This window comes from Streptomyces sp. Z423-1, from assembly GCF_013009255.1.
Classification (GTDB): Bacteria; Actinomycetota; Actinomycetes; order Streptomycetales; family Streptomycetaceae; genus Streptomyces; species Streptomyces gossypiisoli.
Genome location: NZ_CP053109.1, coordinates 1,702,878 through 1,717,516, shown reverse-complemented (window position 1 = coordinate 1,717,516; position 14,639 = coordinate 1,702,878). Strand labels below are relative to the sequence as shown.

Below are 14,639 nucleotides of genomic sequence, written 5' to 3'. Positions count from 1 at the left end.
CGTCCGGGCGGAGCTCCGGCTGCCCCGGGAGATCGGCCGACAGCAGCTCGGGTCAGCGAATCGGCGCGTACAGCACGCCCAGCTTGTCGATCTCGTCGCCCGAGCGGCCCGTGAAGCCGACGATCTGCCAGCCGGACGGGGCCGTGAAGGTCCTGGTCGCGGTCGTCGCCGTACCGGCCGTGAGCGTACGTCCCTTGTCCGTGCTGAACGCGGCCGAGAAGATCCGGGTGCGGCCGTCCTTCTGGCCCTGCGTCAGCTTCACGGACGTGAGGTGCTCACCCGACCCCAGCGTCAGCGTCGTCGCCGTGCCGCCCGTACCGCCGTGCGACAGGACCGTCCCGCCGTCGTGCGTCAGCGACACCGCGTCCAGGCGGGAGCCGCCGCGCAGGGTCAGGGTGCGGGGGGACGGGGTGGCCGGCAGGTCGTCGGCGTCGTTGAACGCCGTGCCGTGCGGGCCGCCGAAGAAGTCGCTGGCCTTGAGGGAGGGGTTGACGGTGTAGGAGAAGTCGACCGTGTGCGGGAAGTGGTCGGACAGGTGCTCCCCGTCGGAGCGGAGGAACGTCGCCCAGTCGTTGTTGTAGCGGGTGGCGTTGAGGCTGACGAGGTCGCTGCCGCGGTAGAGGACCTTGTCGACGACCTCGCAGTCATTGGTCGGGGCAGCCGCGTCGCAGACCTGCGCCTCGCTGCCCTGCGCCGGGGGTGTACCGCCCTTGACCAGGTCGACCCACGGGTCCTTGAGGCCGTTCTCGGCGATGAGCGTGCGGATGTTGTCGCCCGTCCGCGTGTAACGGGTGTTGGTGTCGCCCATGACGATCACCGCGTTGCCCGCGGAGTTGGCCTGGATGAAGTCCGACAGCTGCTCGACGTTGGCGCGCCGGGCGGCCAGGGCGTCGTCCGTCGAGTCGGCGTTGGTGTGGACGTTGTAGAGGTCGACGAAGACCCCCTCGGCGAGGCGGACACGAGCGAGCGAGAACCCCTTGGGAGTCAGGCAGTTCGTGCCCGTGCAGTGGTTCCACTTCACCCGTTGGAAGTCCTCGAAGGGGTGGTCGGAGAGGGTGTTGAGGCCGTCGCCGAACAGGGCGCCGCCGCTGGTCGGGGTGCGGTGCGGGTGGTTGTCGTTGGCGTAGAGGGCGGCGTGGTAGTTGAAGTCCTCCTGGACGTTCACGATGTCGTACGCGCCGAGCCGCTGACCGATCAGCGGGGTGTTGGTCTCGGGGTCGCTGTCGCCGAGGCCGAGCGGCAGGCCCGCGATGTTGTAGGTGAGGACGTTGAAGGTGCCGGTCGTGGCCGCCGCCGCGGGCGGCGAAGCGGCGGTGACGAGTCCGGCCACGGCCAGCGCGCCGACGGTGAGGGCGCCGATGAGTCTTCTCATGGGGGGTGTCTCCGTCAGGGATACGAGGAGGAAGATCAGCGCTGCTCAGCGTCACGGCAACTTCGCTTACGCGCAAGGGAGTTGGGGAAACTGACGGTGCCGGGGCGAGCGGCCGTGTCCGGGACGCCCGGTGCTTACCCACGAGTCGTTGACTATTCATCTTCTGCCTCGATTCTCCTCACGCGGCACAGCAGTGCCGAAGAAGGCGGCCGCAGAAGGCGGCGGCAATCAGGAGGGGCACCATGGGCCACAGCCACGGACACGGGCATCACCATCACCATCACCACGGTCACGACCACGACCATGACCATGACCACGAGCACGCGGCCCTGCCCGCCGCCTTCGACACCTCCGTGCCCGACGAGGCCCTGAGTCCCGAGCAGCAGTCGCGCCGCTCGCTGCTGCGCCGCGCCGGTCTGCTGGGCGCGGGCCTGGCCGCGTCGAGCGTGCTCGCGGCGTCCCCGGCCGCCGCCTCCGCCCCCTCGACGGGCCGCCGCGGCAAGGGCTTCCTGTGGCTGGCCGGCGACCACCACATCCACACCCAGTACAGCAACGACGGCAAGTACCGCGTCGTCGACCAGGTCCGCCACGGCGCCCGCTACGGCATGGACTGGCTGGTCATCACCGACCACGGCAACGCCACGCACGCCAAGATCGGTGTGGAGAAGGTCAACCCGGACATCCGCGAGGCCCGTGAGGCGTACGAGGACACCCTCGTCTTCCAGGGCCTGGAGTGGAACATCCCGGCCGCCGAGCACGGCACGGTCTTCGTGCACCCCGGCAAGAACGAGGTCTCCGTCCTCAAGCAGTTCGAGAACGACTACGACGGCTCGGTCAAGGGCGCCTCCGCCTCCACCCCCGCCAACGAGGCGCTCGCCATCGCGGGCCTGAACTTCCTCTCGGACCAGGTGAGGCGGCGCAAGGTCAAGGACGCGCTGATGCTCGCCAACCACCCGGCACGCAAGGGCATCGACTCGCCGCACGAGATCCGGGCCTGGCGCGACGCCACCGGGAGCCGCCAGATCGCCGTCGGCATGGAAGGCGCCCCCGGTCACCAGGCCGCCGGTATCCCCGCGGGCCTCGGTATGGGCCGGGCCCGCGGCCTGTACGACGGCAGCCCGGGCGCCAACTCCTTCCCCGGCTACCCGCTGGAGAGCTACCGCACCTGGGGCGGCTTCGACTGGATGACCTCCACCGTCGGCGGCCTGTGGGACAGCCTCCTCGCCGAGGGCAAGCCCTGGTGGATCACCGCCAACTCCGACTCCCACCAGAACTACGCCGACACCGCCGTACGCGGCCCGGGCAGCGACTTCAACGCCAACGGCAAGTACGAGGACCCGGTCTACGGCGGCAAGATCGACCTCACCCAGGGCGACTACTGGCCCGGCTACTACAGCCGCACCCACGTCGGCGCCGACGGCTTCAACTACGCCGCCGTGATGGACGGCATCCGCGCCGGCCGTATCTGGGTCGACCACGGCCAGCTCATCAGCGGCCTCGACGTGCGCGTGTCCGGCGGCAGCCGGTGGGCCACGCTGGGCGGCGCGCTGCACGTGCGCAAGGGCACGAGGGTGACGCTGACGGTCGACGTGGCCCTGGCGGGCGGCCCCAACTGGGCCGGTTTCGTCCCGACACTGGCCCGCGTGGACGTCATCCAGGGCGATGTCACGGGCGAGGTGAAGGACAAGGACACGTTCACCGCGCCGACGGCCAAGGTCGTCAAGTCGTACGAGGTCAACAAGTCGACGGGCACGGCCCGGCTGTCGTACGACCTCGGCCGGGTCGACCGCCCGGTCTACCTCCGCCTGCGCGGCACCGACGGCAAGCGCACCGGCGTCGGCCCGATGGGCGCGGCCGTCGACCCGGCGGGCCCGGCGCTCGACGTCGTCGGCGACGCCGACCCGTGGCAGGACCTGTGGTTCTACTCCAACCCGGTGTGGGTCCTGCCCTCGTGACGCCGTACGTCCTCACCGTCGACGCGGGCCTGGAGGAACTGCTCCCGGCCGACCACCTGCTCCTGACGCTGGCGGCCGAACTCGCCCTCCCCGAGGGCACGTTCGGCTGCACGCACCTCGTCCGGGGCGAGCGGCCCCGGGTCGTGCTGTCCTTCGCGATGGAGTCGCAGGCGGCTGCGCCGGCGGCCCGGGAGTGGCTGACGGCGAAGGGCTACGAGGTGACGGACGGCGCCCCCGACGAGGTCGGCCGCGCCGTGCTCTACCCGGGCGCGGCCGATCTCACCGGCACACTGTCGATCGCGGAGCTGCTGTCCCGCTCCGCGATCGACCGCGTGACCGTCCTGGGCGCGTCGGAGCAACCAGCCGCGCACGCCGCTGTCGTCACCCGGGACCACGTACGCCCGCAGTGGCAGAACGGCGAACTGGTCCTGGCCCTGATGCCCGCGGCGGGCGGCGTGCTCGTCCCGTTCGAGGTTCCCGACCCGACCCCCTGCTGCGCCGACCACTGAAACACGGCTGCCGCCGTTGCTCGTGACAGACCCGGCACGTGCGCTCTGATCAGTGCCCGAGAGCGTCCAGCTCCTCGCTGATCGCTTGGCGCAGGGCCTCGTGCCGCGGGCCGAGCGCGTACCGCTCGTCGCTCCAGTTCTCCCGCGGATACAGCCACACCGGTAGGTGCACGCGCTCGTCCGGTTCCCACTCGAAGCGGGGCCACACGTGGGCGTGCAGAAACGCGTCGGTGTTGCCGAGGATCTCCAGGTTGACTCGCCGGAACGCCGGATCGAGCCGCTTGCAGGCACGTTCCACGGCTTCGCCCAGCCGGTCCATGTCCGCCAGGAACGCCAGCCGCTTCGCCTTCGGCAGCTCCGACAGCCGCTGCACCGCCGGATCGTCCACCAGCAGCACCGAGTAACCCGGCAGGAACTGCACGTCCCCGATCACCGCGAAGCCGGCGTCGAGTCGCCGCAACACCGCCGGGTTCTCGCCTCTCAGGGCGCTGCCGATCCGGTCGCTGCGCCAGTCGGGCTCGGTCATGGCCGGGTCAGTCATGGTCGGGAGTGTAGGCGGCGTCAGCCGTTTATCCCGCTGTAGTGCCGCAACGCCCACCGCCACAACAGGCGCGCCCCCAGGTACGCCAGTAGCCCCAGCAGGGGTGACGCCGCCGCCAGCCAGTAGGGGACACTGGTGTCGTGGCCGGTCAGGACCGCGGTCGGGAAGTACGCGACGAAGGCGAGGGGGAGGCCGTACGTCAGGAGGCCGCCCACCGCTCTCGGCAGGACGTTGAGCGGGTAGCTGCCGAACGTGCCGAGGAGCTCCTCCAGCCAGCGGCCCCAGTAGTCGGCCGCCGGGAAGCGGAGCGCCGCCGAGGCCACGACCGTGAACAGGGCCGCCTCCAGGAGCATGCCGCCGAGCACGGCCGCGATCAGGTACGTGATGCGGCCCGCCGTCCAGTCGAGGTCGCTGCGCGACAGCGCGCCCACCATCAGGCCCGCCGCGACCGTCAGGTCGCCGATGGCGTTGGTGGGGAAGTAGGCGAGCTGGACCTGGCGGTGGACCGGCATGGGGCGGAGCAGGTAGACGTCGATCCTGCCCTCCTGGATCTGCCGGCCCGCCCAGTGCATCCTCCCCAGGAAGAGGACGAACAGCCCGTGTGCCAGCATCCGCGTCGCCGGGATCAGCAGCACGTCCGAGCTGTCCCAGCCGCCCATCCCGGTGAACCGGGTCAGCAGCACCGTCGCGAACACGATCACCGACACCTGCCAGACCGCGCCGATCGCGACCATCAGCAGGAACTCGGTGCGGTACTCCAGCTGCGCACGGAAGTTGAGGGCGGTGACGCGCCACACGATGCGCAGAGCCTTCAGCGACATCTCAGCCTCCCTGCGAGATCACGCGCCGCGCGGCCCGCCGCCACACCCACCGGGTGAACAGCGCCAGCCCCACCACCCAGGCGGCCTGCACGGCGATCTGGAACGCCGCGTCCGACAACGGAATCCGGCCCACGTACAGCGACAGCGGCACGCTCAGCGTCGCCTGGAAGGGCAGGAAGGCGCTCATCGTGATGAACCAGTCCGGAAAGAACCACAGCGGCGCGTACACCCCGGCCAGCAGGTTCTGCGCGAACAGGAGGATCAGCATCGCGGCATTGTTGCGGAGCGTGAAGAAGCACAGCTGGTCCAGGACGAGCATGACGTAGTACAGGACCCACTGGCCGAGCAGCATGCTCAGCAGGAACACCCCGGCCACGGCCGCCGACCTCGGGGGCTCCACGGCTCCCACGGCCAGGCAGACCGCGTAGCCGCCCAGCGCCCACGCCAGCCCGTAGAGCTGTTCGCCGAGGGCGCGCAGGGCGTAGTACCGCTGCGGCGGCAGCGGGCGCAGGTACCAGTAGACGATCGTCCCGAAGTGCACGTGCTGCAGCACGGTGTCCCGGCCCGTGTGCTGGTCCAACTCGCTCAGGCGGGAGGCGAGCACGGCGAGCACGGCGTACGTCACCGCCTGGTCGCGGTCGAGTCCGGCGGTGGTGCCGGTCTGCGCGTACAGGCCGCGCCACAACGACCACACCAGCACGACCTGCACGGTCAGCCGCAGCAGGACGGCGGTCATGCGGGGCGGGGCGTGCAGCTCGCCGAGCGGGGTGACGCGGGCGGCGCGCCAGGCGTGCACCATCGACATCAGGCGTCCCCCGCCGCCTGGACGTACGCGGCCCGCATCACGTCTTCGAGGTCCGCCTCGTCGATGCCGATGTCGGTCACCTCGAACCGCTCGATGACCGCCTTCAGTGCCTGGTGCACGGTCGGCGCGTCCGGCCCGTCGGGCCCGAAGACGACCCGGGGGCCGTCGTGCCGCAGTAACGCGACGCCCGGCGGCGGTACGACCTCGGCGTGCGGGTCGGCGAGCGTGGCCCGCACCTGCCAGGTGGAGCCGAACGTGCGGCGGATCTCGTCGAGGGTGCCGTCGAGCATCAGCCGGCCGTGGTTGATGAGGACGACGCGTTCGGCGAGCCGCTCGACCTCGGTCATGTCGTGCGTGGTCAGCAGGACCGTACGGCCGCGCTCCTCCACCTGGTGACGCAGGAACTCCCGCACCTGTTCCTTGACCACCACGTCCATGCCGATCGTCGGCTCGTCGAGAAAGACGACCTGGGGATCGTGCAGCAGGGCCGCCGCCAGATCGCAGCGCACCCGCTGGCCGAGGGAAAGATGCCGTACGCGCGTGTCCCAGAAGGACGACAGCTCCAGCAGGTCGTCGAACTCCCGCAGCCGCGCCGCGTGTTCGGACGTCGGCACCTCGTAGATGTCCCGCAGGATCGCGAACGACTCGCGCACGGGCAGGTCCCACCACAGCTGGGTGCGCTGCCCGAACACGGCGCCGATGTTCCGGGCGTTGCGCTCCCGCTCCTGGTACGGCACCACGCTCGCGACCCGGGCGTGGCCCGACGTCGGGGTGAGGATGCCGGTGAGCATCTTGATGGTGGTCGATTTCCCGGCGCCGTTCGGGCCGAGCAGTGCGAGGAGTTCACCGGGGGCGACATCGAAGGAGACGTCGACGACGGCGTGCTTGGCGACCCGCTCCGGGTTGACGAGGGAGCGCAGCGCCCCGGCCAGGCCGGGACGCCGCACGGTGGTGTGGAAGGTCCGGGTCAGGCCCCGGACCTCGATACTGCCACTCAATTGATCTCCGAGAAGACGAAGGAGAACTCCGCGGGCTCCGCCCGCAGGAAGTACTGCGGCAGCGGGCCCGGGCCGCACGACTGCGAGCCGATGCCGTGCTGGCCGTGGTCGAGATTGACCCACACTGTGTCGCCCGGGGTGAGGTCGGTGCGGTGGCGGGCGGCGTCCAGCTGTTCGGTCGTCCAGCGTCGGGCGGTGAACCAGAACTCCGGGTCGCCCTCGATGCGCAGGCCGCCGAGCTCCACCCAGCGGACGTCGGCGCGGGCGCCGTTCTCCTGCGGGCGGACGTACGGCGTCTGCAGCTCGTCGACGGTGGAGTGCCAACGCCCCAGCATCGAGGCGGACTTGGTGTCCGGGTAGGCCTCACCGGGGCCCCCGCCGAACCACTTCACGGCGTCCGCCTGCGCGAGCCCGAACCGGATGCCGAGCCGGGGCAGCGGCACCGTCCAGTCGCCCTCCGGCGTCACCGACACGGTCAGCCGCAGCCGGGTGCCGTCGGAGGTCCAGCGGTACACCGTGGCGAGGCCCACCTCCCAGGCGGCGGGCGCCACCCGGGTCCGCACCGTCAGCGCGTCGTCGGTCAACTCCACGGCGTCCAGGCGGTGCCGCATACGGTGCAGGCCGTACTTGCGCCACAGCATCCCGTAGCGGGTGTCGGTCTGCCACTCCGCGCCGTCGTCGTTGTCGGTGGGCGCCCGCCACACGTCCAGGCGCGGGGCGGTCACCTCGACGCCGCCGATGGTCTTCAGCGCACCGGTGCGCGCGTCGAAGGAGGCCGGGCCGAGGTAGATCAGCTTCTCGCCCGCGGTCGGGCGATCGATCGCCGCCACCGTGGGCAACGGCCGGGCGGAGACGGGGAACTGGCCCCACGCGACCTCGTGGTCCTTCGGCCCCCATGCGGTGTCCGCTGCCAGCAGCGCTCGTACCGTCCACTGGGTTTCGGCGCCTTGTGCGTCCGCCGGGGGCTCCGGCAGCTTGACGTCGGCCGACTCACCCGGCGCGAGCGCCGGCACCGACAGGGCGCCCGCCTCGACCGTCTCGCCGTCCACCTGGTACGACCACTCGAAGGCGAGCGCCGACAGATCGGCGAAGTCGTACTTGTTGGTCACCCGTACGGCGCCGTCCCCCTCGATACGGACCGGCTCGATGACCTTCTTGTACTCGACGAGCCCGGGGGAGGGCGTCCGGTCCGGGAAGATCAGCCCGTCGCAGACGAAGTTGCCGTCGTGCAGCTCCTCGCCGAAGTCGCCGCCGTAGGCGTAGCCCAGCTCGGGGTGCTTGATGCCGTGGTCGATCCACTCCCAGATGAAGCCGCCCTGGAGGCGATCGTACGCCTCGTACAGCCGCTGGTAGTCGGCGAGTCCGCCGGGGCCGTTGCCCATGGCGTGGCCGTACTCGCACTGGATGAGGGGGAGTTCGCGGCGCTTGTGGGTTCCGCCGTCGAGCCTCCGGCCGATCTGCTCGACCTCCGCGTGGGAGGCGTACATCCGCGAGTACACGTCCGTGTCCCGGCAGTTCCAGTCGCCCTCGTAGTGCACGAGCCGGTCGGGGTCCCGTGCGTGGATCCACTCGGCCATGGCGGTCAGCCCGCGCCCGGTGCCGGCCTCGTTGCCGAGGGACCAGAACACGACGGACGGGTGGTTCTTGTCCCGCTCGACCATACGGGCGGCGCGGTCCAGCAGGGCCGGGGTCCAGCGGTCGTCGTCGACGGGGTTGTCCCGCCAGGCCTGCTCGGTGAAGCCGTGGGTCTCCAGGTCGCACTCGTCGATGACCCACAGGCCGTACTCGTCGCACAGGTCGAGGAAGGCCGGGTGCGGCGGGTAGTGCGAGGTGCGCACGGCGTTGAGGTTGTGCCGCTTCATCAGCAGCACGTCCTCGCGCATGGTCTCCAGGTCGAGGGCGCGGCCCTGCTCCGGGTGCCACTCGTGCCGGTTGACGCCCTTGAAGAGGATCGCCCTGCCGTTGACCTTGATCAGGCCGTCTTCGAGTGCGACGGTACGGAATCCGATGCGCAGGGGCACGCGCTCGCCCGCCGTGACCAGCTCACCGTCGTACAGCTTCGGCGTCTCCGCCGACCACGGTGCGACCGGGACCGTCACCGGCTCGCCCGTCGCGACATCGATGTCCAGGGCGGGCACGGACACCCGCCCGTCGACGTCGGAGTCGACGCGCAGGGTGCCCTCGCCGGTGAGGTGGTCGTACGAAGCGTGGACGAAGAAGTCGCGCACGCTGTCGGCCGGGCGGTGCAGCAGGGTGACGTCACGGAAGATGCCCGGCAGCCACCACTGGTCCTGGTCCTCCAGGTACGAGCCCGCCGACCACTGGTGGACGCGGACCGCGAGGACGTTGCCGGACGGCTTCAGCAGCTGCCCGACCGCGAACTCGTGCGGCAGCCGTGAGCCCTTGAACTCGCCGATGTCCGTGCCGTTCAGCCACACGCGCGCGCACGACTCGACGCCGTCGAAGCGCAGGACCGCGCCCCCGTCGGCGGGCCAGTCCTCCGGCAGGTCGAAGACGCGCAGGTGGTCGCCGGTGGGGTTCTCGGTGGGGACGTGCGGGGGATCCACCGGGAAGGGGTACAGGTGGTTCGTATAAATGGGCGAACCGTGGCCCTGCAGGACCCAGTGCCCGGGGACGCCGACCTCCGCCCAGTCACGGGCGTCGTAGCCGGGCTCGGCGAAGGAGTCGTCCTCGGCGTCGGCGGTCGGCGACAGGCGGAAGCGCCAGCTGCCGTTGAGGGACAGGGACGCGGCGTCGGAGGACGCGTACCAGGCGCGGGGCGGCAGGGTGCCGGTGCCGGGTGCGACGTCCTCGACGTACTGGATGGCCGTTGTCGTGCGGAAGGACATCTGTCTCCTAGGTCAGCCCTTGATGCCGGTCTGCGCGATCCCCTGCACCAGCCAGCGCTGGAGGAAGAGGAACACGAACACCAGGGGCAGGATGGAAATGGCGGTGGCCATGAAGATCAGGTGGTAGTTGACGGTCTGGTTCGTCATGTACGAGGAGAGCGCGACCTGGACGGTCCAGGCGCTGGGGTCCTGACCGATCACCAGCGGCCACAGGAACGCGTTCCAGCCGTTGATGAACGTGATCGTCGCGATCGCCGCGAAGAAGTTCAGCGAGTTGGGCACGACGACACGCCAGTACGCACCCCAGTAGCCGAGCCCGTCCACGCGTGCCGCCTCCTCCAGCTCCTTCGGGAACCCGAGGAAGTACTGCCGGAACAGGAAGCAGGTGAAACCACTGAACAGGCCCGGAATGATGAGACCGCGGTAGCTGTCCACCCAGCCGAGGGACGACACGAGGACGAAGCTCGGCACGAAGGTGACGGCGGTGGGGACCATCAGGGTGAACAGGACGGCGTAGAACACCTTGTTCGCATGCTTGTACGGGATGCGCGCCAGGCCGTAGCCCGCCAGGGAGCACACCAGAAGGATGCCGACGGTGTGCAGGACTCCGACGACCGCCGAGTTCCACAGCGCCTGGCCGAAGTCCACGGTCGGGTCCTCGAACGGCTCGGTGACGTTGCCCCATTGGATGTCCGTGGGGAACAGCTTCCAGTCCTCGCCGGTGATCTCCGGGTCGGTGGACAGGGCGTTGCGGAGCAGGACGTAGAACGGGATCAGGAAGAGGAGGGCGGCGACACCGGTGGCGACGTACAGGCCGGTGGAGCTCATAACGCCACCCCGGCGCGCGCCGCGTGCGGTGCTGCTCGCCTTGACCGTGTTGGAGGTCACTTGGACTCGTCACCCCTTCCGAAACCCATGATCTTGCCCTGGAGCAGGGTGACGACGCAGATCAGCAGGGTCAGGATCACCGCGCCGGCACTGCCCGCGCCGTAGTCCTGGTTGTCGCCGAGGGCGGTGTAGTACAGCTCGACCAGCGGTGGCCGTCCCCAGGTGGTCTTCTGCAGGAGGTTGAAGAACTCGTCGAAGGCTTGATACGCCGCGATGAGCAGGAGCAGGATCACGGCCGTCGAGGTGGCCCGCAGCTGCGGGAGCGTGATGTACCAGAAGGTCTGCCAGCCCGGCTTGGCGCCGTCGATGGCGGCGGCCTCGTACAGCTCGTCCGGGATGTTCTGCAGGGCGGCCAGGAAGAGGATCATGTAGAAGCCGGACTGCAGCCACAACCGTGCCGTGACGATGACCAGCCAGTACCACGGCGGGTCGGGGTTGGCGAGCCAGGCGATGTTCTCCACGCCGAACCAGCCGAGGACGGTGTTCGCCAGGCCGAAGCGCACCCCGTTGAAGATGGACATCTTCCAGATCAGGGAGGCGGCGACATAGCTGCACGCGGTCGGCAGGAAGAACACCGACCGGAAGAACGCCCGCATGAAGCGCAACCGGTTCACCATCAGGGCCAGGCCCAGCGAGAGCGCCCAGGTGGTGGGCACGATGATCGCGGCGAAGACGGTGAAGGTGACGAGGGAACCGGTGAAGTTGCCGTTTCCCAGCATCTGCCGGTAGTTGTCGAACCCGATGAACTCGTTCGGCGTGACGGTGAAGCGCGCCTCGAAGAAGCTGAGCCAGATGCTCCAGCCGATGGGGATGTAGACGAAGATCAGCAGGCCGATGAGGAACGGCCCGGTGAAGAGCCAGAAGTTGAAGGTGCTGTTGCCCCGCAGCCCCCGCCGCGGCCTGGTCCCGGAGGACTTGGCCGGGGCGGGGCGCGCGAGGTCGCGCGTGGTGGTCGTCGACATGTCGCGGTCCGTCCGGCGGTCTATCCGAAGAGCTTCTTCAGTTCGGTGTTGACTGCCTTGTCGCACTTGTCGAGGGCGGCCTCCGGGTCACCGCCCTTGCGCACACAGTCCGCGAAGACGTCCTCCGTCGCCTTGATCATGGCCTGGGTCCAGCCGATGTTGTCGAAGTGCCCGTAGTCGGTGAAGAGTTTGACGCCCTCCGCCGGCAGCCCCGACTTCAGCTTGTCGGCGTTCTCGGCGATCGAGGTGCGCGGCGGGATGTGGAAGCCGTAGGAGAGGGCCCAGTCCTCCTGATACTCCTTCTGGTCGATCCACAGCCACTTCACGTACTCCTTGGCCTCGTCGGCCTTGTCGCTCTTGGCGTTCACGAACATCGACCAGCCGCCGTTGTAGACCGAGGGCTTGCCGGCGTCGGTGACCTTGGGGAACGGGAAGACCCCGAGGTCGTCGCCGAGGGTCTGCTGCATCGCCGGCATCGCCCACATGCCGCAGAACTGGATCGCGGTCAGGCCCTGGTTGAGGGCGGAGGGGTCCCAGTAGTCGGCCGGGGCGTCGAGCAGCAGATCGCCGCTGGTGAACAGCTTGCGCATTTTCTTCAGGCCCTCGACGACCCCGTCCGTGTGGTAGGCGATCCGGTTGTTCTCGTCGAGGGTGTCGGCGCCGGCCGCCCAGATCATCGGTCGGATCACCGCCTGCAGCGTGTTGCCGAGGTACACGCCCTTGACCTTGTCCGTGGTGAGCTTGGCGGCGACCTCGATCAGCTCGTCGAGGGTCTGCGGCACCTCGACGCCGGCCTTCTCGAAGAGCGAGGGGCGGTAGAAGAAGAACTGCGGGTCGTCGATCATGCGGACGCCGTATATCTTGCCGTCCACCGTGTGCGACTGGATGTCGGCCTGGTTGAAGTCGTCCTTGACCGGTTCGACGATGTCGGTCATATCCGCCACCTGACCGCTCGTGACGAGCTGGATCTGCGGGTGGAACTCGAAGAGGTCGGGCGCGTTGTCGGTGAGCAGGCTGGCGAAGAGCTTGCTCTCGAAGTTCGACCCGGTGATCCACTGGGTGGTCACGTCCGCCTTGTCGTAGGCGGCCGCGTACTTCTTGATGGCCTGCTCGGTCCCCGCCTCACCGTACGCGTGGAAGTACTGCACGAGGCTGTTGCCCGAAGCTCCGCCGCCCCGCCCGTTGTTGCTCCCACAGGCCGCCAGCCCGCCGGCGGCGGCCAGGCCCATGGCGGCCCGCAGTACGGATCGGCGGTCCCAGTTGCTCTTGCTGAATGCCGACATGCTGACGTCCTTGTCTCTTGTGCGGCTGCGGCTCGTTCAGAAGGTGCGGTGCGGGACGCTAACCTTCGGCTAAGGCTTCGGCAAGGGGTCGAACGAAGTCTGTTCGAAACGTTGCGCAGCGTTCGGAATGCCGGACGTGACGGCGCGACGGACCACCGCACGGCGGCCCGCCGAACCGTCGAAGGGTGAACTACTGGACCGGTGACGGGCAGTGCAGGTTCAGCGCCGTGTCGATGCGTCGGGCGGCGTGCGGGGAGATCTCGGCGGAGGCGGTGTCTGCGGCGCCCGCCGGGGGTGCGGGCGCGTTCCTTCCGTCGTCATGAAGGCGGCGCGGTACGGCTCCTTGCGGGGGTGGCGGTGCGCTTGCCGTTCCGCTGCCCGACGGTCTGCAGGGCGCCTTCGAGCGCGAACGTCGCCGCGCCGAGGGAGACCGGGTCGGTGGGGATCGGGGAGAGGACGATGTCGGTGGCGGCCAGGGGCCGCCGCAGCGCGTGCCGGGACACGGCGTCGCGCACTTCGGTGAGGAGGGGTTCGCCGAGCGTGGCCGCGACCCAGCTGCTGAGGACGACCACTTCGGGGTTGAGCAGATTGACCAGGTCGGCGATCCCGGCGGCGAGGTAACGGGCGGTGTCCCGGACGACCTTGAGGGCCACCGGGTCGTGCACGGCGACCGCGCGGGCGAGGGCGTCGATGGTGGCCGTCTGGTCCTCGGGGTGGAGCAGCGGACTGCCGGGGTTCAGCTCACGCAGGTGCTGCATGATCCCGGGAGCGCCCACGTAGGTCTCCACGCAGCCGTGGTTGCCGCAGTGGCACAGCCGCCCATCCAGGACGAGCGTGGTGTGACCCCACTCGCCGGCGCTGTTGCTGACGCCGCGATGCAGCCCACCGCCCAGGATCAGCCCGGCGCCCACCCCCGTCCCCAGGTTGACCACCACCGCGTCACCGCGCCCCCGCGCCGCGCCGAACCACAGCTCGGCCACCGCGCAGGCGCGCAACGGGTTGTCCAGGTGGAGGGGGTAGGCGATGTGCTCGGCGAGCAGGTCGAGCAGGGGGACGTCGTGCCAGTCCCAGTTGGGCGCGTACTCGGAGATGCCCGTGTCGCGGTCCACCTGCCCCGGCACGCTCACCCCGACGCCGAGCACGCGCGCGCCCTCGACCCCGGCCTGCGCGACCACCGAGCCGACCGCGGCGGCGACATGGCCGACCACCTGCTCCGGGCGGCTCTCACCGGGACGCATGTCCTCGTCGGCGCGGGCCAGCACGTTCAGCGCGAGGTCGAACAACTCGACATGGACGTACGTCTCCGCGATGTCGACGCCGATCAGCGCGCCGCCGGAGGCGTTGACGGCCACGAGCCCGCGCGGGCGGCCGCCCGCCGAGTCCTCGAAACCGACCTCGGTGATCATGCCGAGGTCGAGCAGCTCGCCGACCAGTGTGGCGACGGTGGCGAGGCTCAGCCCGGTCGCGGCGGCCAGCTCCTGCCGGGAGGTGGGAGACTCGGCGATGATCTGGCGCAGCACCTCGTAGCGGTTCGCGGTGCGGATGTCACGTGATGTGCGCTTCACCGGGCCGACCCCCATCCCTTCAGCTCAGGCCGGGACGACATCGGCACCGGCGCGGCGCAAGGCTATGGGCTGGGGGGACGTTCGACAAGGG

At 69.9% G+C, this 14,639-nt stretch carries 12 protein-coding genes; 2 read left to right on the top strand and 10 right to left on the bottom strand.

The window, feature by feature from the left end:
* Positions 1–52: 52 nt before the first annotated feature.
* Positions 53–1,372: a jacalin-like lectin gene (locus HJD23_RS08040; RefSeq protein ID WP_171111133.1), complete on the bottom strand. Its 1,320-nt coding sequence runs from the start codon at positions 1,370–1,372 to the stop codon at positions 53–55.
* Positions 1,373–1,614: 242 nt separating this feature from the next.
* Here HJD23_RS08040 and HJD23_RS08035 point away from each other — a divergent pair, with 242 nt between their 5' ends.
* Positions 1,615–3,327 carry a PHP domain-containing protein gene (locus HJD23_RS08035; protein ID WP_171111135.1) on the top strand — a complete coding sequence of 571 codons (1,713 nt, stop codon included), beginning with the start codon at positions 1,615–1,617 and terminating at the stop codon, positions 3,325–3,327.
* Positions 3,324–3,836, top strand: coding sequence for a hypothetical protein (locus HJD23_RS08030; protein ID WP_171111137.1), 513 nt, complete (start codon positions 3,324–3,326; stop codon positions 3,834–3,836). The genes HJD23_RS08035 and HJD23_RS08030 overlap by 4 nt, the downstream gene beginning before the upstream one ends.
* Before the next feature lie 49 nt (positions 3,837–3,885).
* Here the strand turns inward: HJD23_RS08030 and HJD23_RS08025 are convergent, their stop codons facing one another.
* From HJD23_RS08025 to HJD23_RS07985, 9 genes are all read right to left on the bottom strand, one after another.
* Positions 3,886–4,362 (bottom strand): diadenosine tetraphosphate hydrolase, encoded by a 477-nt coding sequence (locus HJD23_RS08025; RefSeq protein WP_171111853.1) that lies wholly within the window; start codon positions 4,360–4,362, stop codon positions 3,886–3,888.
* A 35-nt stretch (positions 4,363–4,397) separates the two neighbouring features.
* The gene (locus HJD23_RS08020; protein ID WP_171111139.1) at positions 4,398–5,198 is read right to left on the bottom strand and encodes an ABC-2 family transporter protein; all 801 of its coding nucleotides are present in this window, start codon (positions 5,196–5,198) and stop codon (positions 4,398–4,400) included.
* Position 5,199: 1 nt separating this feature from the next.
* Positions 5,200–6,003 carry an ABC-2 family transporter protein gene (locus tag HJD23_RS08015; protein ID WP_171111141.1) on the bottom strand — a complete coding sequence of 268 codons (804 nt, stop codon included), beginning with the start codon at positions 6,001–6,003 and terminating at the stop codon, positions 5,200–5,202.
* Positions 6,003–7,001: an ATP-binding cassette domain-containing protein gene (locus HJD23_RS08010; RefSeq protein ID WP_171111143.1), complete on the bottom strand. Its 999-nt coding sequence runs from the start codon at positions 6,999–7,001 to the stop codon at positions 6,003–6,005. The genes HJD23_RS08015 and HJD23_RS08010 overlap by 1 nt, the downstream gene beginning before the upstream one ends.
* Positions 6,998–9,850: a glycoside hydrolase family 2 TIM barrel-domain containing protein gene (locus HJD23_RS08005; RefSeq protein ID WP_171111146.1), complete on the bottom strand. Its 2,853-nt coding sequence runs from the start codon at positions 9,848–9,850 to the stop codon at positions 6,998–7,000. The genes HJD23_RS08010 and HJD23_RS08005 overlap by 4 nt, the downstream gene beginning before the upstream one ends.
* A gap of 12 nt (positions 9,851–9,862) precedes the next feature.
* Positions 9,863–10,678, bottom strand: coding sequence for a carbohydrate ABC transporter permease (locus HJD23_RS08000; RefSeq protein WP_171111148.1), 816 nt, complete (start codon positions 10,676–10,678; stop codon positions 9,863–9,865).
* A gap of 56 nt (positions 10,679–10,734) precedes the next feature.
* A complete protein-coding gene (locus HJD23_RS07995) occupies positions 10,735–11,700 on the bottom strand; it encodes a sugar ABC transporter permease (protein WP_171111150.1) in 966 nt (321 codons plus the stop codon).
* Positions 11,701–11,720: 20 nt separating this feature from the next.
* The gene (locus tag HJD23_RS07990; protein WP_171111152.1) at positions 11,721–12,983 is read right to left on the bottom strand and encodes a sugar ABC transporter substrate-binding protein; all 1,263 of its coding nucleotides are present in this window, start codon (positions 12,981–12,983) and stop codon (positions 11,721–11,723) included.
* Positions 12,984–13,300: 317 nt separating this feature from the next.
* Positions 13,301–14,548 carry an ROK family transcriptional regulator gene (locus HJD23_RS07985; protein ID WP_240980660.1) on the bottom strand — a complete coding sequence of 416 codons (1,248 nt, stop codon included), beginning with the start codon at positions 14,546–14,548 and terminating at the stop codon, positions 13,301–13,303.
* Positions 14,549–14,639: the final 91 nt, after the last annotated feature.